This is a genomic window from Hydrogenophaga sp., assembly GCF_018780385.1.
In the GTDB taxonomy this organism is placed as follows: domain Bacteria; phylum Pseudomonadota; class Gammaproteobacteria; order Burkholderiales; family Burkholderiaceae_C; genus Hydrogenophaga.
Genome location: NZ_JADMJO010000014.1, coordinates 65,835 through 86,646, shown reverse-complemented (window position 1 = coordinate 86,646; position 20,812 = coordinate 65,835). Strand labels below are relative to the sequence as shown.

Annotated in this window: 21 protein-coding genes; 8 read left to right on the top strand and 13 right to left on the bottom strand. The window is 66.5% G+C overall.

All coding sequences use genetic code 11. The features are described 5' to 3' along the window. Positions 1-13 precede the first annotated feature (13 nt). Genes IV113_RS07725 through IV113_RS07710 form a run of 4 tightly spaced genes read left to right on the top strand, consistent with a single transcriptional unit; the run spans position 14 to position 4,283 of the window. Positions 14-1,882 (top strand): potassium transporter Kup, encoded by a 1,869-nt coding sequence (locus IV113_RS07725; RefSeq protein ID WP_291082592.1) that lies wholly within the window; start codon positions 14-16, stop codon positions 1,880-1,882. Between the two features lie 21 nt (positions 1,883-1,903). Next, positions 1,904-3,091, top strand: a complete 1,188-nt coding sequence (locus IV113_RS07720; protein WP_291082589.1) for a benzoate/H(+) symporter BenE family transporter — start codon at positions 1,904-1,906, stop codon at positions 3,089-3,091. Then, positions 3,088-4,032 (top strand): glutathione synthase, encoded by a 945-nt coding sequence (gene gshB, locus IV113_RS07715; protein WP_291082585.1) that lies wholly within the window; start codon positions 3,088-3,090, stop codon positions 4,030-4,032. Before IV113_RS07720 ends, gshB begins: the two co-directional genes overlap by 4 nt. Next, positions 4,029-4,283: a VF530 family protein gene (locus IV113_RS07710; protein WP_291082582.1), complete on the top strand. Its 255-nt coding sequence runs from the start codon at positions 4,029-4,031 to the stop codon at positions 4,281-4,283. The genes gshB and IV113_RS07710 overlap by 4 nt, the downstream gene beginning before the upstream one ends. Positions 4,284-4,306: 23 nt before the next feature. Here IV113_RS07710 and IV113_RS07705 read toward each other — a convergent pair whose 3' ends face one another. Further along, positions 4,307-4,639: an SMR family transporter gene (locus IV113_RS07705; protein WP_291082579.1), complete on the bottom strand. Its 333-nt coding sequence runs from the start codon at positions 4,637-4,639 to the stop codon at positions 4,307-4,309. Positions 4,640-4,772: 133 nt separating this feature from the next. Between IV113_RS07705 and IV113_RS07700 the strand changes: the two genes are divergently transcribed. Beyond that, positions 4,773-5,264 (top strand): VOC family protein, encoded by a 492-nt coding sequence (locus tag IV113_RS07700; RefSeq protein ID WP_291082576.1) that lies wholly within the window; start codon positions 4,773-4,775, stop codon positions 5,262-5,264. 7 nt (positions 5,265-5,271) lie between these two features. On the opposite strand, the gene IV113_RS07695 is transcribed toward IV113_RS07700, so the two are convergent. Further along, positions 5,272-6,261 carry a hypothetical protein gene (locus IV113_RS07695; protein WP_291082573.1) on the bottom strand — a complete coding sequence of 330 codons (990 nt, stop codon included), beginning with the start codon at positions 6,259-6,261 and terminating at the stop codon, positions 5,272-5,274. Between the two features lie 157 nt (positions 6,262-6,418). On the opposite strand from IV113_RS07695, the gene IV113_RS07690 reads away from it, so the two are divergent. Beyond that, entirely contained in the window at positions 6,419-7,507 is a 1,089-nt protein-coding gene (locus tag IV113_RS07690) for an alpha/beta fold hydrolase (protein ID WP_291082570.1), read from the top strand. 237 nt (positions 7,508-7,744) lie between these two features. On the opposite strand, the gene IV113_RS07685 is transcribed toward IV113_RS07690, so the two are convergent. From IV113_RS07685 to IV113_RS07665, 5 genes are all read right to left on the bottom strand, one after another. After that, positions 7,745-8,572, bottom strand: a complete 828-nt coding sequence (locus tag IV113_RS07685) for an ABC transporter permease (protein WP_291082567.1) — start codon at positions 8,570-8,572, stop codon at positions 7,745-7,747. 3 nt (positions 8,573-8,575) lie between these two features. Then, on the bottom strand, positions 8,576-9,388 hold the full coding sequence (locus tag IV113_RS07680) for an ABC transporter ATP-binding protein (protein ID WP_291082563.1): 813 nt from the start codon (positions 9,386-9,388) through the stop codon (positions 8,576-8,578). A gap of 1 nt (position 9,389) precedes the next feature. After that, the gene (locus IV113_RS07675) at positions 9,390-10,415 is read right to left on the bottom strand and encodes an ABC transporter substrate-binding protein (protein ID WP_291082560.1); all 1,026 of its coding nucleotides are present in this window, start codon (positions 10,413-10,415) and stop codon (positions 9,390-9,392) included. Between the two features lie 103 nt (positions 10,416-10,518). Next, complete coding sequence (locus tag IV113_RS07670; protein WP_291082557.1) at positions 10,519-11,283, bottom strand: class II glutamine amidotransferase; 765 nt, start codon at positions 11,281-11,283, stop codon at positions 10,519-10,521. A gap of 112 nt (positions 11,284-11,395) precedes the next feature. Further along, positions 11,396-12,880, bottom strand: a complete 1,485-nt coding sequence (locus IV113_RS07665; RefSeq protein ID WP_291082554.1) for an MFS transporter — start codon at positions 12,878-12,880, stop codon at positions 11,396-11,398. 141 nt (positions 12,881-13,021) lie between these two features. Between IV113_RS07665 and IV113_RS07660 the strand changes: the two genes are divergently transcribed. Next, positions 13,022-14,140 carry an AI-2E family transporter gene (locus tag IV113_RS07660; protein WP_291082551.1) on the top strand — a complete coding sequence of 373 codons (1,119 nt, stop codon included), beginning with the start codon at positions 13,022-13,024 and terminating at the stop codon, positions 14,138-14,140. On the opposite strand, the gene IV113_RS07655 is transcribed toward IV113_RS07660, so the two are convergent. After that, on the bottom strand, positions 14,137-14,376 hold the full coding sequence (locus IV113_RS07655) for a cysteine-rich CWC family protein (RefSeq protein ID WP_291082548.1): 240 nt from the start codon (positions 14,374-14,376) through the stop codon (positions 14,137-14,139). The two genes, IV113_RS07660 and IV113_RS07655, sit on opposite strands and share 4 nt — an antisense overlap. 243 nt (positions 14,377-14,619) lie before the next feature. Here IV113_RS07655 and IV113_RS07650 point away from each other — a divergent pair, with 243 nt between their 5' ends. Beyond that, positions 14,620-15,261: a PEP-CTERM sorting domain-containing protein gene (locus tag IV113_RS07650; protein WP_291082545.1), complete on the top strand. Its 642-nt coding sequence runs from the start codon at positions 14,620-14,622 to the stop codon at positions 15,259-15,261. A gap of 75 nt (positions 15,262-15,336) precedes the next feature. Here the strand turns inward: IV113_RS07650 and IV113_RS07645 are convergent, their stop codons facing one another. Genes IV113_RS07645 through dctP form a run of 5 tightly spaced genes read right to left on the bottom strand, consistent with a single transcriptional unit; the run spans position 15,337 to position 20,741 of the window. After that, positions 15,337-16,923 (bottom strand): gamma-glutamyltransferase family protein, encoded by a 1,587-nt coding sequence (locus tag IV113_RS07645; protein WP_291082542.1) that lies wholly within the window; start codon positions 16,921-16,923, stop codon positions 15,337-15,339. A gap of 26 nt (positions 16,924-16,949) precedes the next feature. Continuing rightward, the gene (locus IV113_RS07640) at positions 16,950-17,786 is read right to left on the bottom strand and encodes a sulfite exporter TauE/SafE family protein (protein ID WP_291082540.1); all 837 of its coding nucleotides are present in this window, start codon (positions 17,784-17,786) and stop codon (positions 16,950-16,952) included. 4 nt (positions 17,787-17,790) lie between these two features. Further along, positions 17,791-19,116 carry a TRAP transporter large permease subunit gene (locus IV113_RS07635; protein WP_291082537.1) on the bottom strand — a complete coding sequence of 442 codons (1,326 nt, stop codon included), beginning with the start codon at positions 19,114-19,116 and terminating at the stop codon, positions 17,791-17,793. After that, a complete protein-coding gene (locus tag IV113_RS07630) occupies positions 19,109-19,636 on the bottom strand; it encodes a TRAP transporter small permease subunit (protein ID WP_291082534.1) in 528 nt (175 codons plus the stop codon). The genes IV113_RS07635 and IV113_RS07630 overlap by 8 nt, the downstream gene beginning before the upstream one ends. Before the next feature lie 16 nt (positions 19,637-19,652). Then, entirely contained in the window at positions 19,653-20,741 is a 1,089-nt protein-coding gene (gene dctP / locus IV113_RS07625; protein WP_291082531.1) for a TRAP transporter substrate-binding protein DctP, read from the bottom strand. Between the last annotated feature and the right edge of the window lie 71 nt (positions 20,742-20,812).

Below are 20,812 nucleotides of genomic sequence, written 5' to 3'. Positions count from 1 at the left end.
CCGGGGTTGTTTCGTGTCAGCTTCCAAATCCTCTCTCACAGCGCTCACGCTGGGCGCCATCGGTGTGGTCTACGGCGATATCGGCACCAGCGTGCTGTACGCCGTCAAAGAGGTCTTCGGATCCGGCCACGTACCGTTCACCCACGCCAACGTTTACGGCGTGCTGTCCATCCTGTTCTGGACGCTCACGGTCATCGTCTCGCTCAAGTACGTCGTGCTCGTGCTGCGTGCCGACAACGGCGGCGAAGGCGGTCTGATCGCCATGCTGGCGCTGGCCTCCACCGCGGTGAAAGACCGGCCCGAACTGCGCCAGACCCTGCTGGCCATCGGCATCTTCGGCACCGCGCTGTTTTATGGCGACGGCGTCATCACACCGGCCATCTCGGTGCTCTCGGCGGTCGAGGGCCTGGAGGTCATTTCCCCCGCCTTCCGGCAGTACGTGGTCCCGATCACGCTGGTGGTGCTGTTTGCGCTGTTTGCGGTGCAAAAGAGCGGCACCGGCGGCCTCGGCAAGTTCTTTGGTCCGATCACCGTGGTGTGGTTCGTCACCATCGCGGGCCTGGGGGTGAACCAGATCCTGGACCACCCCGAGATCCTGGCCGCGCTCAGCCCGCACCACGCGCTGCGCTTCATGTGGCAACAGCCGGGCACCACCTTCATCATCCTGGGTGCCGTGGTGCTGTGCGTGACGGGTGCCGAAGCGCTCTACGCCGACCTCGGCCACTTCGGCAAGAAGCCGATCCGCCTGGCCTGGTTTCTGGTGGTCATGCCCTGCCTCACGTTGAACTACTTCGGCCAGGGCGCACTGCTGCTGGCGCGGCCCGAGGCGGTGAAGAATCCGTTCTTCAACATGGCGCCGGACTGGGCCCTGCTGCCGCTGGTGCTGCTGGCCACCATGGCCACCGTCATCGCCTCGCAAGCGCTCATCACCGGCGCCTTCAGCGTGACCAAGCAGGCCATGCAGCTGGGTTATTTGCCGCGCCTGCAGGTGCAGCACACCAGCGAGCACGACACCGGCCAGATCTACATGCCCTTCGTCAACTGGGGCCTGTTTGCCGCCATCGTGCTGGCGGTGGTGATGTTCAAGTCGTCGACCAACCTGGCTGCGGCTTACGGCATCGCGGTCACGCTGGACATGCTGATCACCACCGTGCTCACCTTCTACGTGATCCGCTACGGCTGGAAATACCCGCTGTGGCTGTGCGTGGCCGCCACCGGTTTCTTCTTCGTTGTCGACGTGGCGTTCTTCACCTCCAACCTGCTCAAGCTGTTCGCGGGCGGCTGGTTCCCACTGCTCATTGGCGGCCTGGTGTTCACGCTCATGATGACCTGGAAGCGCGGCCGCAGCCTCATGGGCGAGGCCCAGCAGGCCGAAGCGCTGGACCTGCCGAGCTTTCTGGAAGCGGTGTTCGTGAGCCCGCCGGTGCGCGTGGCGGGTACCGCTGTGTTTCTCACCGCCGAGAGTGGCACCGTGCCCAATGCGATGCTGCACAACCTCAAGCACAACAAGGTGCTGCACGAGCAGAACCTGTTTGTGACCGTGCGCAGCCATGAGGTGCCGTGGATCGCGCCCGGACAACGTTTGCAGATGGAACCGTTGGGGTACGACTGCTGGGCCGTGACGCTGCACTACGGCTTCAAGGACGAGCCCGACGTGCCCAAGGCGCTGCAGCTCATGCGGGGGCACGGCTGTGCCCTGGAGTCCATGACGACCAGCTACTTCCTGTCACGTGACGTTGTGACGCCCACGCTGGGCGGCGGCATGGCGCCCTGGCGCGAAAAGCTGTTTGCGCAGATGCACCACAACGCCAGCGCAGCTGCGCAGTTCCTGCATCTGCCCAACAACGCGGTGATTGAGCTCGGCTCGAAAATAGAGATCTGATCGCGCGGCGAAAATCGCCCGATGCCATTCTTCAAAGACCTCAACCTCTCAGCCGCCACCGCCGGCTTCGTCGCGGTGCTGGTGGGTTTCACCAGCTCGGTGGCCATCGTCTTCCAGGCCGCGCAGGCCTTCGGTGCCACGCCGGCGCAAATCACCTCGTGGATGTGGGCGCTGGGCCTGGGTATGGGGCTCACTTCAGCCATTCCTTCGCTCATCCTCAGGCAGCCGGTCATGGTGGCCTGGAGCACGCCCGGTGCGGCCGTGCTGGCCACCGCCGGCATCGCAGGGGGGTTCTCCATGGCCGAGGCCATCGGCGCTTTCCTGGTGTGCGGCGCGCTCATCACCGTGGCGGGCGCCACCGGCTGGTTCGAGCGCGTGATGAACAAGATCCCGATGGCCATCGCTGCCGCCCTGCTGGCCGGCGTGCTGGCGCGCTTCGGTCTGCAGGCCTTTGCCGCCGCGCAGACCGCGCTGGTGCTGGTGGTGCTCATGCTGCTGGCCTACCTGCTCGGCCGTCGCCTGGCGCCGCGCTACGCGGTGGTGATCACGCTGGCGGTGTCGGTGGCTTATGTGGTGCTGCGGGGCCAGTTCAATGCCGGCTCGCTCACCCTCGAGCTGGCCCGGCCGGTGTTCACCATGCCGGTGTTCACGCTGGCCGCCTTCACCAGCCTGGCGCTGCCGCTGTTCGTGGTCACCATGGCGTCGCAGAACCTGCCCGGCGTGGCCGCGATCCGAGCCGCCGGCTACGACATGCCGATTTCGAAAATCATCACGCTCACGGGGGTGGCCACCTTGGTGCTCGCGCCGTTCGGCGCGTTCGCGCTCAACCTCAGCGCCATCACGGCGGCCATCTGCATGGGCCCCGAAGCGCATCCCGATCCGAAGAAGCGCTACACCGCCGCCGTCACCTGCGGCGCCATCTACGTGCTCATCGGCCTGTTCGGCGCGGCCGTCACGGGTCTGTTGATTGCCTTCCCGCGCGAACTGGTGCTGGCCATCGCCGGCATCGCGTTGCTGGGCAGCATCGGCGGTGGGCTGAACGCGGCCTTGAAGGACGACACGCACCGCGAAGCCGCGCTCATCACGTTTCTCGTCACGCTCAGCGGCGTGGCGATAGCCGGCATCGGCTCGGCCTTTTGGGGTGTGGTGGCCGGCGCCATGGCGCTGTTTGTGCAACAGTACGGCCTTCGTCCGAAAAGCAAGCCATGAACATCCTCTTTGTCGCCGACCCGTTGGTCACCTTCAAGACCTACAAAGACACCACCTTTGCCATGATGCGCGAGCTGCAGAAGCGTGGCCACGCGCTGGCGGCCTGCGAGCCGCAGCACCTGCAGTGGCAGACCGGCCAGCCCGTGACCGCGCTGGTGCGCCGCCTCGAGCTGACCGGCGCGGCCGACGACTGGTACCGCGTGCTCCACGAGGGCCGCGAGGCCCTGTACACGTTTGACGCCGTGCTCATGCGCAAGGACCCGCCGTTCGACAGCGAGTTCTTTTACGCCACGCATCTGCTGGAGCAGGCCGAGCGCGAAGGCGCGAAGGTGTTCAACAGCCCGCGCGCGTTGCGCGACCACCCGGAAAAACTCGCGCTCATGGAGTTCGCCGAGTACGCGCCGCCCACCCTGGTGACGCGCTCGCCCGAGGCCATTCGCCATTTCCACGCCGAGCACAAAGACATCATCCTGAAGCCGCTGGACGGCATGGGTGGCATGGGCATCTTCCGCGTCGGCCCGGACGGCATGAACCTGGGCTCCATCACCGAAACGCTCAACCAGGGTGGCGCCACCAGCGTGATGGTGCAGGCCTACCTGCCGGCCATCGTGGACGGTGACAAGCGCCTGCTGCTCATCGGTGGCAAAGTCGCTCCCTTCGTGCTGGCGCGCATTCCCCAGGGCAACGAGGTGCGCGGCAACCTGGCCGTCGGAGGCAAAGGTGTGGCCCAACCTCTGAGCGACACCGACCGTGCGATCGCCGAGGCCATCGCGCCCACGCTGGCCGAACGCGGCCTGCTGCTGGTTGGGCTGGACATGATCGGCGACAAGGTGACCGAGATCAACGTGACCAGTCCGACCTGCTTTCAGGAGATCCAGCAGCAGACCGGCTTTGATGTGCCCGCGATGTTTGTGGATGCGCTTGAAGCGGCCATGGCATGACAGACGAAACGCCCAACGAGCAGCCACGCAACCCCTTGCACGGGTTGACGCTGGAAGCGATCGTCACCGCGCTCGCGGATCACTATGGCTGGGAGGAACTCGGCCAGCGCATCCCGGTGCGTTGCTTCAACGTCGACCCCAGTGTGGGTTCGAGCCTGCGTTTCCTGCGCAAGACACCGTGGGCGCGCGAAAAGGTGGAAGGCCTCTACCTCTTCATGCTGCGCGAGGAGCGCCGCGCGGGCCGCGGCTGAATGTGCTTCAAGGGGTGTGACGCTCAGTGCACCGAGGCCTTGGAAAACACGTTGAGCACCACCACCCCGGCGATGATCAAGCCCATGCCGATCAGCCCGGCCGCATCAATGCGTTGCCCATAGAGCAACCAGGCCACCGCGGTGATCAGCACGATGCCCAGGCCCGACCAGATGGCGTAGGCGATGCCCACCGGCACGCTCTTGAGCACCCCCGCGAGGCAGTAGAACGCCACGCCATAGCCCACCACCACGATCAGCGACGGCACGAGCCGCGTGAAACTCTCGCTCGCTTTCAAGGCGGTGGTGCCAATCACCTCGGCCACGATGGCCAGTCCGAGCATCATCCAGGCGTTCAATCGGTGGTCTCCTTGGGGGTGGCGTTTTTCGAGGAAGAAGGACTCTGCCACAGGAAGGGGTGGTTTGTCTCCCTGATGGACTCGGTTGGAGCGGTGGCGTACGCTGCGTGCTCAACTCTTCAGGAGACCTGCGATGACGAGCAAGAACACGATCTGTCTTTGGTACGACGGCGCTGCCCTGGACGCCGCCAACTTCTATGCCCAGACCTTTCCGGACAGCGCAGTGGGCAGCGTTCTGCATGCACCGGGTGACTATCCGGACGGCAAGCAGGGTGATGTGCTGACGGTCGAGTTCACCGTGGCCGGCATCCCTTGCCTCGGCCTGAACGGCGGCCCGACGTTCAAGCACAACGAAGCCTTCTCCTTTCAGATCGCGACCGACGACCAGGCCGAGACCGACCGCTTGTGGAACGCGGTGGTGGGCAATGGCGGCCAGGAAAGCGCGTGCGGCTGGTGCAAGGACCGTTGGGGCGTGTCCTGGCAGATCACGCCGCGCGCCCTCACCGTGGCCATCACCGGCCCCGATCGCGCGGCGGCGAAACGCGCTTTCGACGCGATGATGACCATGACGAAGATCGATATCGCCGCGATCGAGGCGGCACGGCGGGGCCAGAGCACGTCGTGAAGCGCGCTCAGTGCACCGTTGCGCTCATGGCGCGCATGGCCTCCGCGCGCACCGGCACCGCGTAGCTCAGAGGCGCCAGCGCGGCCTGTATGCGCGCCATCTGCGCCTCGCTCACCAGGCTCCCCAACACTTTCTGAAAGCGTGGCTCCAGCGTGCCGGAGACGATGTACTGCCAGCGGTAGGCCTTGAGCAGCGTGGCGTGTACCTGCTCGGCGCGCTCGCCTTCCGGTGTCATGCCGCAGATGTTCAGGAAGTACGCCGCATCCGCCTTGGCCTGCGCTTGCAGGATGCCGTCGACGCCGCCGACCAGCGCGATCAGGTCGTTCACCGCCGCATCGCGCTGTGCATCGGACGCCAGCTTGGCGTCTTCCCGCGCCCATTCCAGCTCGTCGATGATCGCGTGCTGAGACTCTTCCCGCCAGTGGAACAGGAACACGTCCTTGAACAACGGCGACAGGCCTTCGGCGGCATCGATGCTGGCGCGGTAGTGCGCCTGTGAGAACAGCTCGATGTGGCAGGTGAGCGCCAGCACGGCCCAGGTGCTCTTGCCCAGCACGAAGGCGGCCACGTCGTTGGGTGACACGTCGAAGCGGTAGCCCGCCGGCATGTCGGCGCCCACCAGCAGTTCGATGCGGCGGAACAGTTCCTGGTGCTTCAGCTCTTCGTCGGTGAATCGCACGATGGCTTCCAGCGCGGTCTGGTCGCCGAGCCAGTGGTCGCGGCTCACCTCCAGCATCTTCGCGCTGATGAAACGCTCGACCAGGCCGAACATGTTGGCGTAGGTGCGGCCCTGCACCTGGCTCAGGAAGCGGTGCTCGGTCGGGCTCAGGAAAGGCAGTTCGTCGGCCAGCGACAGCCCGTCGGGCAGGAAGGTGTGGGCCAGGTCGAAGCCGCGACCGCGGATCACGTCGCGGTCGATGTCCCAGCGGATGCGTTTGGAGACCTCGATGGTCTTGGCGTAACGCGGGATGTCCAGGGGGGTGGGGTGGGTTTCCATGGTGATTCCTCTCAGGGGGCTCCGTCGAATCGACGTGGATGAAGGATTCACCGGTGCGCGTGCCGGCGCATGAGGCGGATGTCCCGATCCCTCCGTTGGGGGACAAGCGCAGACACCCAGTCATGGGACGCACGACCCAGGCGCGAGACAATGGCGCATGCCCGCCGTTCAGAGTCCGCTCCCGAACCCGCGTCAGAGCCTGCGCTTCTGCAACGCGGCCGACGGCACACGCATCGCGATCGCGTCGATCGGGTCAGGCCCGCCGCTGCTGCGCGCCGCGCATTGGCTGAGCCATGTTGAACACGATCTGCACAGCCCCGTCTGGCGGCCCTGGCTGGCCGAGCTCGCGCGAGACCACCAGTACATCCGCTACGACCAGCGTGGCTGTGGCCTGTCCGACAGCTCGGTGGCTGACTTCTCGCTCGACGCCTGGGTGGGCGACCTCGAGGCCGTGGTCGACAGCCTGGGCTTGCGCCGCTTTCCGTTGATCGGTATGTCCCAAGGCGGCGCGGTGGCCATTGCCTACGCCGTGCGCCACCCCGACAAGGTGTCTCATCTGGTGCTGCCTGGTGCCTATGCGCGCGGTGCGCTGCGGCGCGCCACGAGCGACGCCGAGCGGCTGGAAGCAGAGACGCTGGTCAACCTGATCCGCCTGGGCTGGGGGCGCGACAACGACGCCTTCCGCCAGGTGTTCACCAACCAGTTCATCCCCGGCGGCACGCCAGCGCAGCACCAGTGGTGGAACGAACTGGAGCGCCTGACCGCGAGCCCCGGGAACGCCGCGCGCACGCTCGAGGCGTTTCACCGCGTCGACGTGACCGACCTCGCGCGCCAGTTGCGCGTGCCCACGCTGGTGCTGCATGCGCGCGGTGATGCCCGCGTGCCGTTCGACGAAGGGCTGCGGCTGGCGGCACTGATTCCGGGGGCGCGTTTTGTGCCGCTGGACAGCGACAACCACGTGCTGCTGGACACCGAGCCGGCATGGCCCGTGTTCCTGGCCGAACTGCGCGGATTTCTGGGCGCCGCGCGAGACGATGCCACCACCGGCGCGGGCGACGCGGCGCTGACACCGGCCGAGCGCGACGTGTTGCGCCTGGTGGCGCTGGGTCTGGACAACGCGTCCATCGCGCAGCAGTTGAACAAGAGCGAGAAGACGGTGCGCAATCAGGTGTCGAGCATCTTCGACAAGCTGGGCGTGCACACGCGGGCAGAGGCCATCGTTCACGTGCGCGATCGCGAGGGCTGAAGCGGGATGTCATCCTTGTCCTACAGCCATGTGTCGCGAGGGCTTACCTCGCGCAGGCTTCCCGCCCCCTACGATCACTATCAGATCATTCACCCAAGGAGCAAGCCATGAACACCATCATCTACATTGTCGGCCTGGTCGTGGTGATCGGCATCATCATGAGTTTCTTCGGCCTGCGCTGAGCTCTGGCCAAGACGTGCGACCGCGCAAAGACTGTGACAGCGCTACGCGCTCCGGTCACAGTTTCTCGGTCTCACCGACTTTCGGCTGCCATTTCATCAGTCGCTTCTCGATCTTGCCCACCACCGCATCCAGCACCAGCGCGAACGCGGTGAGCACAACGATGCCGGCCATCACGGTGTTGATGTCGAAGCTGCCTTCGGCCTGCAGAATCAGATAGCCCACGCCCTGGCTTGAGCCGAGGTATTCGCCCACCACCGCGCCCACGAAGGCCAGGCCCACGCTGGTGTGCAGCGAGCTGAACACCCAGCTGGTGGCGCTCGGCAGGTACACGTGGCGCAGCAGCTGCTTCTGGCTCGCGCCCAGCATGCGCGCGTTGGCCAGGATCACCGGGCTCACTTCCTTCACGCCCTGGTAGACGTTGAAGAACACGATGAAGAACACCAGCGTCACGCCCAGCGCCACCTTGCTCGCGATGCCCAGGCCGAACCACACCGCGAAGATGGGCGCGAGGATGATGCGCGGCATCGAATTCATGGCCTTGATGTAGGGCTCCAGGATGGCCGAGGCCATGGGCGAGAGCGCCAGCCACAGGCCGCCGCCCAGGCCGCCGAGCGCGCCGATGGCAAACGCCAGCACGGTCTCGGTTAGCGTCACGCCCAGGTGTTGGTAGATGTCGGCGTCGGTGACGAACCAGGCCCAGATGCGCTCGGCCACGCGCAACGGTTCACCGAAGAAGAACGCGGCCTGGCGGTCGTTCTCGAACATGAAGTTCGGCAGCAGGCCGGGCGTGGTCATGGCGTACCAGAACACGACGAGCGCCACCAGCAGACCGATCTGCCACACGCGCAGGGTCTTCGGCTGCGGTTTGATGAGGTTCCACATGGCTCAGGCCACCTTGAGTTGTTGCTGGTAGCCCTTGAGAACTTCCTCGCGCATCACCGCCCAGATGGCGGCGTGCAGCTCGATGAAGCGGGCGGTGGTCTTGATCTCGGCCACGTCGCGCGGGCGCGGGATGTCGATGGTGAACTCGCCGATCGGGTGGCTGGCCGGGCCGGCGCTGAGCACCACCACGCGGTCGCTCATCGCAATCGCTTCGTCGAGATCGTGCGTGATGAACAGCACGGCTTTTTTCTTCGCCGCCCACAAGTCCAGCACTTCGTTTTCCATCAACTGGCGCGTCTGGATGTCGAGCGCGGAAAACGGCTCGTCCATCAGGATGATGTCGGGGTCGAGCACCAGCGTCTGCGCCAGGCTCGCGCGCTTGCGCATGCCGCCGCTCATCTGGTGCGGGTAGCGGTCGCCGAAGCCCCCCAGGCCCACGCGGCGCAGCCAGTCGTCGGCTTGCGAACGCGCCTCCTCGTCCGACGCGCCGCGAAACGACAGGCCGGCCATCACGTTGCCCAGCGCGGTGCGCCAGGGCATCAGACTCTCGGTCTGGAACATGTAGCCCGCGCGCGTGTTGATGCCTTGCAGCGGCTCCCCGAACACATTGACCGTGCCGGTGCTGGGCGAGAGCAGGCCGGCCGCGACGTTGAGCAGCGTGCTCTTGCCGCAACCGGTGGGACCCACCACGCTCACGAACTCGCCGGCGCCCACGGTCAGCGTCACGTCGCGCACGGCGGTGTAGCGCTGGCCGGGGTCGTCCTTGCTGATGAAAGTGCAGGACACGCCCTGCAGGTCGATCGCTGCACTCGTCACGTCAGCCTTTCGGATATTTGGCGTTCGCTTTCTGAACGAAGGCGTTGGTGTAGACCGCGTTCAGATCGAGCTTGGCCGCGGCCAGGTCCTTGTCCACGCTGGCCAGCGCGCGAAACGCCGTGTCCGCGCCCTTGGCCGGGAAGCTGCCGTCGGGAGACAGCGCGCCCTTGGCGGCCATGAAGGCGTCGATGTAGACCGCGCGGTCCCCGAGCAGGAAGCCCTCGGGCACCACCTTGATGATGTCGCCCGGTCCGGCGGCCTGGATCCACTTGCTCGCGCGCACCATCGCGTTGGTGAGTGCCTGCGCGGTGTTCGGATTCTTGTCGAGGAAAGGCTGGGGCGCATACAGGCAGCCCGCGGGCATGGGGCCGCCGAACACCTTCTCCGACTCGGCCACGATGCGCGTGTCGGAAATGATCTTCATGTCGCCCGAGCGCTGCAGCAGCGTGACCACCGGGTCGAGGTTGCTCATGGCGTCGATCTGGCCCGAGCGCATGGCGGCCACGGCGCCACTGCCTGCGCCCACGCCGACGATGCTCACGTCGCTCGGCTTCAAGCCCGCCTTGGCCAGCACGAAGTTGACCATCACGTTGGTCGAGCTGCCTGGCGCGGTCACGCCGATCTTTTTGCCCTTGAGGTCGGCAATCGTTTTGTAGCCGGCCATGGTCTTGGGGTTGACGCCCAGCACGATCTGCGGCGCCAGGCCCTGCAGCACGAAGGCGCGCATCGGCTGACCCTTGAATTGCATGTTGACCGTGTGCTCGAACGCGCCCGAGACCACGTCGGCACTGCCGCCCACCACCGCAGCCAGCGCGCGCGAGCCGCCAGCGAAGTCGGCGATGGTCACGTCCAGACCCTCGGCCTTGAAGTAGCCCAGTTGCTCGGCGATGGTCAGCGGCAGGTAGTACAGCAGGTTCTTGCCGCCCACGGCGATGGTGACCTTGGGCTTCTCCAGGCCTTGCGCGAACGCGAATGGGGGCAGTACAGCGGCGGCGAGGCCGCCGACCACGAGGTGTCGTCTTTGCATGGATTTGTCTCCTTCGTTGAGGGGGGGGCTTGCCGGGTCGCGCGGGGCGCCCGAACTGGACACATGGTAGTCGCAGGGCTGTGCCCCGCGCCAACCCGGGGAATCACACCAGCGGCAGGCCGTCCACGAACACCTTGAGCTCGTTGGGCTCGAAGGCGGCCCACTGTTCATTGCTGGTCAGTGGCGTGGTCACCACCACGGCGGCGCGGTCGCCGGGGTGGTTGAGGTCGGCGAAGTTCACGGTCCAGTCCTGGTCCATCAGCGTGGCCTGCGCAAACGGATGCTGACGCACCAGCCAGTGCAGCTTGGTGCTGCAGTGCGCCCACAGCGCCTCGCCGTTGGACAGCAAAAAATTGAAGGTACCGAAGTGGCGCACTTGGGGCACCAGCTCGCGCAGCGTGAGGGTGAGTTCTTCCACGCTGGGCAGGCTCGCGTGCGACTTGGCCAGCTCCTGCATCAGCCAGCAGAAGGCGCGCTCGCTGTCGGTGGTGCCGACCGGGCGGAAGTGGCTGTGCAGCTGCGGGAAGTAGTCCTTCAGGTCGCCGTTGTGGGCGAACACCCACTGGCGGCCCCAGAGCTCGCGCACGAATGGGTGGGCGTTTTCCAGCGCCACCTCGCCGATGGTGGCCTTGCGCACGTGGGCAATGATGTTGCGGCTCTTGAGCGGGTAGCCCTGCAGGAAGGTTGCCATCGGTGACTGCGCGGCGCTTGCGTGGTCAACGAACAGGCGAAGGCCTTTGCCTTCGAAGAATGCAATGCCCCAGCCATCGGCGTGGTGGTCGGTCTTGCCGCCCCGCTGGCAGAAGCCGGTGAAGCTGAACGAAGCGTCGGTGGGGGTGGCGCAGTTAAGGCCCAGAAGCTGACACATGGAAGCATTGTGCCCCCACGCTCCCCCGCTGCGCGAGGTCCGCTGCCCCCCGAGGGGGCTGATTCGCCTTGGGGCGGCCCGGCGGCGAATCGTCTTTCGTTGATGTGGTGTCTCAGCGCTCTCGGAGCTTGAGTGCCGCCACCACCGCCAAAGCGCAGATCGCACCCAGCATCAAAAAGGTTTCGCCAAACGCCGCCATGCGTGCCGGGCTGGTGGTGCCGGCGTCGAGCGTCGCGCCGTGCGCGGCCACGCGCCATTCGAGCACGATGCCGCACAGGCTCACGCCGGCCGCGCCACCGAGCATGCGCAGGAAGTTGATGACGCTGGAGCCCTGCGGGATGTGGCTGCGGTCCAGCGATCGCATGGCGCCGATGTTGAGCGAAGGCAGGATGAAGCCCAGGCCGATGCGCCCGAGGATCGCCCACGTGATGAGCAGCGGAATGATCTGCGCCGGGCGGCCGAGGTCGATGGTGACCATGAGCGCGAACGACGCGGCCAGCAGCACCAGACCGATGCTCACCAGCCGGTGCGTGGGCTGTTTGTCGGCCAGCCGGCCGACGGCGGCGATGGTCACGGCCAGCACCAGGCCCGCCGGCAGCAGGATGGTGCCCACGTACGACGCCGACAGGCCCAGGCCCATCTGCATGTAGACCGGCAGCAGGTAGGTGGAGCCGAACAACGCGATGCCGTAGATGAAGGCCACGATGCTGCCCATGGCGAAGCGCCGGTCCTTGAAGAGTGAGAGGTTCATGAGCGGGTCCACGCCCTGGTCGGGGTGGCGCTGGCGGCTTTTCAGCGTGCGCCGCTGCAGCACGACAAAGGCCACCAGCAGCAACGCAGCGCCGCCCAGCAGAGCCGCTGCGCTCAGCACTGTGCCGCCCTGCAGCTGCACCAGGCCATTGAGCAGGCACAGCGTGCCGACGGCGGCCAGCAGCAGGCCACGCCAGTCCAGGCTGGCGCCCTGGCGATTGGCTGCGAGTCCGCCTGGCGAGGTGGTGGGCACGAAGCGCCGCGCCAGCCACAGCGAGGCGATGCAGAACGGCACCACCATGAAAAAGATCGAGCGCCAGCCAAAGACGTCGACCAGCACGCCGCCGATGCTGGGGCCGATCGCGGGCGCGAGCACCACGCCCATGCCGAAGATGCCGCTGGCGCGGCCCTGCTCGTGCGGCTCGAAGGCACGCAGGATGATGATGGCCGGGATGGGTTGCACCACGCCTGCGGCCAGGCCTTCGGCCACGCGCGCGGCCAGCACCAACCCGAACGAGTTGGCGAAACCCCCGGCCATGCCGCCGGCCATCAGCAGCCACATGCAGCCGGCGTAGGTGCTGCGGTAACCATAGCGCGCGAGCAGCCAGGGCGTGGTGAGCATGGAGACCGTGGTGGCCGCCATGAAGCTCGAGGCGGCCCACTGGGCGCGCTCCTGGCCGAGCGTGAAGTGCTGGCTCATGTCGGGGATGGCCACGTTGATGATGGTCGACGACATGATCGAGGCCATGGTGCCCACCATCACCGAGAGCAGCAGCAGCCAGCGGTAGCGCTCGCCGTAGCGCGCGCGCATCGCGGGCAGGGAGTGGTCGCTGGAGGGTGGATTCATGAGCGGATGTGCAGGGCGGCAAACAAGCTTAGCCGTTTTGCCGCGCAGGATTCGGCAGGGCTGCGTTGGCCTTGCCGGGCCCGCGTTCGCGCGAGAGGGGTCAGGTATATTGCCCGAGGCCTTCCTGCCGGTGTCCGCCCCTTGCCCATGCCTCCTGTTCCGCACGCCTCCCTGATCGTTCGCGGCCTGCTGCTGCTGATCGTGGCCGCCGGCGTCTACTTCTTCCGGGGCTTTCTGGTGCCGGTGCTGGCCGCGCTCATCGTCGGGTTTGCCAGCTGGCCGCTGTACCGCCGAGGTGTGCGGTCCTGCGGGGGCAACACCACGCTGGCGGCCAGTCTGGCGCTGGTGATCGTGATCGTGGTGCTGATCGTGCCGCTCACCCTGGTGCTGCACTACGCGCTCCAGGAGGCCAGCGGCTTCGTGACCTGGCTGCTCGACGTCAACCGCAATGGCGCGCCGCCGCCGCCCTGGATCGTGGCGCTGCCCTGGGTGGGTGAGACGCTGGCCACCTACTGGCGCGAACACATCGGCGAGCCGCACGCCTTGGGCGACTGGGTCCAGATCCTCAGCGGCCAGCACATCGGCAACATCTACCGCATGGTGCTCAGCGCCACGGGCGACGTCGTCAATCTTGCGCTGACGGTGCTGTTCATGCTGATCACGCTGTTCTTCGTCTACAAGGACGGCGCCCGCATCGCCGACCAGCTCGACGCCATCGGCGAGCGCATCCTGCCGGTGCAATGGCAGCGCTTCTCACGCGTGGTGCCCACCACTGTCAGCGCCACCGTGACCGGCCTGGGCCTGATCGCCATTGGCGAGGGCGTGGTGCTCGGCGTGGCGTACTGGATCGCGGGCGTGCCCTCGCCGGTGCTGCTGGGCGTGGTCACCGGCTTCATGGCGCTCGTTCCCGGCGGCGCGCCGCTCTCGTTCAGCCTGGTCTCGCTGTACCTGGTGGGCTCGGGGCACCTGTGGGCCGGCGTGGGCCTGTTCGCCTGGGGGGCGATCGAACTTTTCATCGTCGACAAGACCCTGCGCCCGCGTCTGGTGGGTGGGCCGGTGAAGCTGCCCTTTCTGCCCACGTTCTTTGGCCTCGTGGGCGGCGTGAAGACCATGGGCCTCGTCGGCCTGTTCGTCGGACCGGTGCTGATGGCGCTGCTGGTGGCGATCTGGCGCGAGTGGTTGCACAGCATGAACCAGGTGCCCGCATCGCCGCTGGTGCTGCCGCCAGACCCGGACGCGAACCCGCCGAGGGAGCCTTAGTCCGTCGCGCGCACGCGCAGCGCCTCGGCCACACAGGCCGCGCAGATGCAGGCTTGCCCACGGGCTTCGGTGGGAATGCGCGCGAACAACTCGGGGCTGAAGGTGGCGTCCACGCACCAGCACGGCGGCTGTGCCTCGCCGGTGTCGCGCTCGATCTCCATGGCGCAGCGGTTGTCGCCGCCGCACAGTGGACAGCGGCCGGGGTCAGGGAAGCGGGTATCGACCGGGGTGGACATCGGCGCAGTGTATGACGCGTCGGCGATGGATGTCGCTGTCGACCGAAGGACACGGCGGGCGTGGTGAAAGGTGTCGGGAAAACTGACACTTCGTTACAACTCCCGGGGGTACGTCCTTACAGATCAACGCCTTGCTGGCCTGGCTCGACTTTTGCTCTGTTTATTGCAGCACAGAAGTGAATCGTGGCAAGCCCTCCAGGGGCGTGACATAAATCACACTCACCAACGAACCCCAGGCATTCCATGATCCGTTTTCTGACCCGTTTCGCAGCTCCCCTGGCCGTGGCCGCCCTGATGGCCGCAGCGCCCGCCGCCCAGGCTGGCGTGATGTTCAGCGACAACTTCAACACCGACGCGGGTTCCAGCGTTCTGAACTTCAATGCCTTCGGCAACTGGAACGTCACGGGTGGCAGCGCAAAGAACCCACACACCGTGGACTACCTCCGCAGTGGCGGCTTCGGCATCGATTGCGTCGGCAATGTCGGCGGTTGCGTGGATCTGGACGGCAGCACCGGACATGCCGGCTTGATGACCACGAAGGATGCGTTTGCGCTGATGGCGGGAACCACCTACCTGTTCTCCGTGGACCTCTCGGGCAACCAGCGCAACAACAACACCGATCGCGTGACATTCGGCTTCGTGGGTTTCGCGGGCCAAACGGTGGCGCTGCAGGGCGATGCATTCAACACGTTCGTGTTCACCTTCACCCCCGACGCAGACGTGCTGGCCAAGCTGTTCATCCAGAACGCCGGCAACGACAACATCGGCGCGATCTTCGACAACGTGTCACTGGTCACAGCCTCCGCCGTGCCCGAGCCGGGCACGCTGGCCCTGCTGGGTCTCGGCCTGGCCGCCCTCGGCCTGCGCCGCCGCCGCGCGGCCTGAGCGATCCGGTTCCCCATAAGAAAAAACCCGCTGTTGCCAGCGGGTTTTTTCTTTGGGCGTTCGCAAAGACGGCCGTCAGACCCCCGCCACCACCCCGTCGCTGCGCGGATCGGCCGCGCCTTCGATCACGCCGTTGGGGTGGCGCACCAGCGCACCCGCGTGGCCCATGGTGTCGCTGAAGGGTTCGTCAAACACCTCCACCTCGTGCCCCGCGGCCTTGAGCGCGTCGACCAGCGCCGGGTCGAAGCGGCTCTCCAGTTTGAGTGAAGTGGTCTCGCCACCCCAGGTGCGTCCGAGCAGCCAGCGCGGTGCGGTCACGGCCTGCTGCAGGCCTTGGCCGAAGCGTGCGTAACGCGTGAACACCGCCGCCTGCGTTTGGGGTTGGCCTTCGCCGCCCATGGTGCCGTAGGGCATCACGCGGCCGTCGTCGAACAGGGCGAGCGCGGGGTTGAGCGTGTGGAAGGGGCGGTGGCCGGGTTTGAGCAGGTTGAGCGCCTGGGGGTCGAGCGAAAAACTGGTTCCCCGGTTCTGCCAGACGATGCCGGTGTCCTGCAGCACCACGCCAGAACCGAACTCCCAGTACACGCTCTGGATGAAACTCACCGCGCGACCCTGCGCGTCGATGCAGCCCATCCAGATGGTGTCGCCCGGGGCGGCCACGTCGGGCCAGGGCAGGGCTTTTGCGCGGTCGATGTTGGCGGCCAGTTCGGCCAACGCTGCGGGTTGGAGGAAGCTCTTCGGATCGGCCGGCAGGCGCTGCGGGTCGGTCACCACACGTTCGCGCACGCGGAAGGCGCGTTTGGTCGCTTCCACCAAGCCGTGCACGTGGGCAAAGCCTTCGCCCTCGGTCACGCCCAGGCGCTCGAACAGGCCGAGGATCATCAGCGCCGAAAGGCCTTGCGTGGGCGGTGGCAGGTTGTAGACCGTGCTGTCGTTGAGGCGCACCGAGAGCGGCTCGACGATCTGCGCCTGGTAGGCCGCGAGATCGCTGGTGCGCAGCGGGCTGCCCACGCGTTCGAGCTCCGCGCCGATGCGTGCGGCGAGTTCACCGCGGTAGAAGTCGTCCAGGCCACGCTCGGCCAGCTCGGCAAGCGTGCGACCCAGCGTGGCTTGTTTGAGGATGTGGCCCACGTCGGGCGGCTGGCCGTTGACCAGGTGGGTCTGTGCGAAACCCGGCGCGTCTTTCAGCCCGTCGAACTTCTCGCGCGTGAGGGCTGCCTGGCTTTCGGTGACGGCGATGCCGTTGTGCGCGTGGCGAATGCCGTCGGCCAGCAGGCGCGACAAGGGCAGGGCGGGGCCCCAGGGTGCGGCCACTTCGAGCGCCTTGGCCCAGCCGCCGATGGTACCGGCCACGGTGAGCGCGGCCTTGGGGCCGCGCGAGGGAATGGTGTCGTGTCCGGCGTACCAGTCCAGGTCGGCCAACGCTGCGGCGGGGCCACACGCGCTGATGGCCACAGGCTCCTTGCCGGGTTCGTGGATGAGCCAGAAGCCGTCACCGCCGATGGCGTTCATGTGCGGGTACACCACGGCAATGGCCGCGGCCGCCGCCACCATGGCCTCGACCGCGTTGCCGCCGTCTCGCAGCACGTCGCGCCCGGCCTGCGCGGCCAGGTGGTGGGGCGCGACAAACATGCCGCCCAGAGCGGTGAGGGTGTGAATCATCCAGGGTCTCCGTGTTGTTGTGGGGGTCAGGTCAGCAGACCGACAAACATGCGTGCAGCGGTCAACGCCAGGAACATCGCGAACACCTGGCGCAGCCGTCTGGCGTTGATCGAGTGCGCGAGTTTCGCACCCCAGCCGGTGGTGGCCAGGGTGGCCGGCACGATGAGCGCGAAGCCCAGCAGGTTCACGTAGCCCACGCTGAACGGTGGCCGGTTGGGCACGTCCAGCCCGTTGAGGACGAAGGCCAATGCGCCCGGCACGCTGATCAAGGTGCCCAGCATGGCGCCGGTGCCCACCGCCGTGTGCATGGGCACACGCAGCGCATTCAGTATCGGAACGCTGAGCGTGCCGCCACCAATGCCCATGAGCGTAGACACGCCGCCGATGCCGCTACCCAGCAGGGCGGTGCCGGCGGTGCCGGGCAGACCGTCGGCCAGCGCGAAGCCGTCGCGTTTGAAGGCCATGTTCAGCGCCACCAGCAGTGCCACCGTGGCAAACACGGCAGTGAGCACATGGCCGCTGAGAAAACCACTGGCGATGGCGCCGACGATCACGCCCACCACCACACCAGGCATGAGTTTTTTCAGCAGCGCCGCATCCAGGCTGCCGCGCTTGCGGTGGGCCCGGCTGGACATGATGGAGGTCGGGATGATGGTGGCCAGCGAGGTGCCCACCGCCACGTGCATGCGCACCGACTCGTCGATGCCCAGCAGCGTGAACAGGTGGTAGAGCACCGGCACGATGACGATGCCGCCACCCACGCCGAGCAGACCGGCGAGCACCCCCGCCACCAGGCCGGTGGCCAGCAGGGCCGTGGCCAAGCCCAGCAGCCAGAGGGTGCTGTGTTGGTTGAAGAAATCCACGGTGCTACCAGCCGATGGCTTTGGGCAGCCAGAGCGCAATCTGCGGGAACAGGAACACCAGCCCGAGGGTGAACAACTGCAGCAGGATGAACGGCACCACGCCCTTGTAGATGTCCTTGATGTTCACCTCGGGCGGCGCCACGCCCTTGAGGTAAAACAGCGCCCAGCCGAACGGCGGCGTGAGGAAGCTCGACTGCAGGTTCACCGTGATCAGCATCGCGAGCCAGACCGGGTCCACGCCTTGTGAGATCAGGATGGGCAGGAACAGCGGCACCGCGATGTAGCTGATCTCGATCCACTCGATGAAGAATCCGAGCACGAAGATGATGAGCATCATGAACCAGATGGCCGTGTTCGTGCCGCCGGGCAGCGCGTCGAACAGACTCACGATCAGCTCCTCGCCCTGCAGGCCGCGGAAGGCCAGCGCGAACACCTGCGCGGTCATGAGGATGAACATCATGATGGCGGTGATCTTGCTGGTGTCCAGTGCCGTGGCCTTGAGCGTGCTCCAGGTGAAGCGGCCCGAGAGCGCGGTGATGATCACCGCACCGACCGCGCCCATGCTCGCGGCTTCGGTGGGCGCCGCGATGCCACCCACGATCGAGCCGAGCACCGCCACCACCAGCATCACCGGCGGCACCAGCACCTTGAAGAAGCGCACCCAGAGCTGGCGGCGCGAGACCGCGTCGCGCTCGGCGATCGGGATCGGCGGCATGGTCTCGGGCTTGAGCCAGCCCATGATGACCAAGTAGACGATGTAGACCGCGGCCAGCAGCATGCCCGGGCCCACGGCGGCGGCGAACAGCGTGCCCACCGAGAGCTGCATGATGTCCGAGAGCAGGATCAGGATCAGGCTGGGCGGGATGATCTGGCCCAGCGTGCCGGATGCGCAGATCACGCCGCAGGCCACGCTCTTGTCGTAGCCCCGCCGAATCAGCGTGGGCAGGGTCAGCAGGCCCAGCGTGATGATGGTGGCGCCGACGATGCCGGTGGTGGCGCCCATGAGCACACCGAACAGCACGATGCCGATCGCCATGCCGCCTTTGAGGCCACCGGCGATGTGGCCCATCACGTCGAGCAGGTCGTCGGCCAGGCGCGATTTCTCCAGCATCACGCCCATGAACACGAACAGCGGGATGGCCATCCATTGATAGCCGCTGACGATGCCGTAAAAGCGCGCGGGCAGCAGGTTGAACAGCACGTCACCAAAACCCAGCCAGCCGAACACGAAGCCGGAGACCGCCAGGCTGATGGCCACCGGGATGCCGATCATCAGCATCACGAAAAAGCCGACCAGCATCAGGACGGCGTAGGTGGACGGCTCAAACATGGGCCGACTCCTCGTTGATGGCTGCGGGTGCGTCCACCAGGCGCACAAGGTGCGCCAGCTGCTGCAGCACCAGCAGGCCGTAGCCCAGCGGGATCAACGACTTCACCAGCCAGCGCAGGGGAATGCCGCCGGGGTCGGGCGAGGCCTCGCTGATCGAACGCGACTGCTCCACGTAGCCCAGCGAGAGCCAGATGAAGCCCAGGCTCACCGTGATGAGCAGCAGCGCGGAGACCACATCGATGACACGCTTGAGGGCGGGCGAGAAGCGCGCGTAGAACACGTCCACGCGCACGTTCTCGCCGCGCTGCAGCGCGTGGCTCATGCCCAGGAGGATGAGGGCGGCGAGCAGGTGCCATTCGAGTTCCTGCGCCCAGACCGAGCCAAAGCTGAAGCTGTAGCGCAGGACCACGTTGGTGGCGACCAGGCCGATCATGACCAGCGCGATCCACGCGGTGAGTGTGCCGATGCGGTCGATGAAACCCTCGATGAGTGCGGCCAGCGGCCGCAATGCCTTGAGCATGGTGCCGTTCTCCGCTTCAGCCGCGAACCTTGATGTGGTACGCCTCTTCGCTGATCTCGCTCCAGCGGTCGTACTTGGCCTTGAAGGCGAAGTACGAGTCGTGCACCTTCTTCGTCATCGGGTCCTTGACCACTGCCTCGGCCAGCACCTTGTCGGTCTCCCCGCGCAACGCCTTCACAACCTCGTCGGGCAGCGGCTTGGCGGTCACCCCCTGGTTCTTGATCAGGTCTTCCATCGCTTCCGAGTTGGCCTTCTGGCACCAGCCTTCGCTGATCACGTTGCAGGCGGCCGAGGCGTTGCTCACGATGGCCTGCAGGTCTTTCGGCAGCTTGTCCCACGCGGCCTTGTTGATCAGCAATTCGGACACGGTGGACGACTCGTGCCAGCCGGTGGTGTAGTAAAACTTGGCGGCCTTGTGCAGGCCCAGGCGGCGGTCCTGGAACGGGCCGACGAACTCGGCCGCGTCGATCACGCCGCGCTCCAGCGCGGGGAAGATCTCGCCACCCGGCAACACCTTCACGTCCACACCCAGGTTGGCGTAGACCTTGCCGGCCAGACCCGGGATGCGCATCTTCAGACCCTTCAAGTCGGCGACCGTCTTGATCTCCTTCTTGAACCAACCCGTCATCTGCACGCCGGTGTTGCCGCAGGGCATGGCGATCATGCCGAAGGGCGCGTAGACCTCGTTCCAGAGGTCGATGCCGCCGCCGTCGTACAGCCAGCCGTTCATGCCCTGGAAGTTCATGCCGAAGGGCACAGCGGTGAAGTACTGCGCGGCGGCGGTCTTGCCGGTCCAGAAGTAGGCGTTGGCGTGGTTCATCTCCACCGTGCCGGCGCGCACGGCGTCGAAACCCTCAAAGGCGGGGATCAGTTCACCGGCACCGAACACCTGGATGTTCAGGCGGCCGTCGGACATTTCGCGGATGCGCTTGGCCAGGTCGGTCGCGCTGCCCGGGCCGTCCATGTAGAAGGGCGAGCCCTTGCCGTAAGCGCTGGTCATCTTCCAGTTGAACTTGGCCGACTGCGCGTTGGCGATGACGGGGGCGCCGAGCACGCTGCCGGCAACAGCGGCGCGGGTGAGGAACTGGCGGCGGATCAGGGACATGGCGGCACTCCTGTGAAGGGGTTGAGAGGGGCAAGCGGGGTGAAAGCTGCCGTTTGTAAAGCGACGTGCTT

Coding starts and splice junctions, on each gene's coding strand:
- gshB (WP_291082585.1), top strand. CDS start 3,088: ATGAACATCCTCTTTGTCGCCGACCCGTTGGTCACCTTCAAGACCTAC.
- IV113_RS07645 (WP_291082542.1), bottom strand. CDS start 16,923: ATGATTCACACCCTCACCGCTCTGGGCGGCATGTTTGTCGCGCCCCAC.
- IV113_RS07720 (WP_291082589.1), top strand. CDS start 1,904: ATGCCATTCTTCAAAGACCTCAACCTCTCAGCCGCCACCGCCGGCTTC.
- IV113_RS07670 (WP_291082557.1), bottom strand. CDS start 11,283: ATGTGTCAGCTTCTGGGCCTTAACTGCGCCACCCCCACCGACGCTTCG.
- IV113_RS07690 (WP_291082570.1), top strand. CDS start 6,419: ATGCCCGCCGTTCAGAGTCCGCTCCCGAACCCGCGTCAGAGCCTGCGC.
- IV113_RS07630 (WP_291082534.1), bottom strand. CDS start 19,636: ATGCTCAAGGCATTGCGGCCGCTGGCCGCACTCATCGAGGGTTTCATC.
- IV113_RS07675 (WP_291082560.1), bottom strand. CDS start 10,415: ATGCAAAGACGACACCTCGTGGTCGGCGGCCTCGCCGCCGCTGTACTG.
- IV113_RS07710 (WP_291082582.1), top strand. CDS start 4,029: ATGACAGACGAAACGCCCAACGAGCAGCCACGCAACCCCTTGCACGGG.
- IV113_RS07700 (WP_291082576.1), top strand. CDS start 4,773: ATGACGAGCAAGAACACGATCTGTCTTTGGTACGACGGCGCTGCCCTG.
- IV113_RS07650 (WP_291082545.1), top strand. CDS start 14,620: ATGATCCGTTTTCTGACCCGTTTCGCAGCTCCCCTGGCCGTGGCCGCC.
- IV113_RS07665 (WP_291082554.1), bottom strand. CDS start 12,880: ATGAATCCACCCTCCAGCGACCACTCCCTGCCCGCGATGCGCGCGCGC.
- IV113_RS07695 (WP_291082573.1), bottom strand. CDS start 6,261: ATGGAAACCCACCCCACCCCCCTGGACATCCCGCGTTACGCCAAGACC.
- dctP (WP_291082531.1), bottom strand. CDS start 20,741: ATGTCCCTGATCCGCCGCCAGTTCCTCACCCGCGCCGCTGTTGCCGGC.
- IV113_RS07635 (WP_291082537.1), bottom strand. CDS start 19,116: ATGTTTGAGCCGTCCACCTACGCCGTCCTGATGCTGGTCGGCTTTTTC.
- IV113_RS07685 (WP_291082567.1), bottom strand. CDS start 8,572: ATGTGGAACCTCATCAAACCGCAGCCGAAGACCCTGCGCGTGTGGCAG.
- IV113_RS07655 (WP_291082548.1), bottom strand. CDS start 14,376: ATGTCCACCCCGGTCGATACCCGCTTCCCTGACCCCGGCCGCTGTCCA.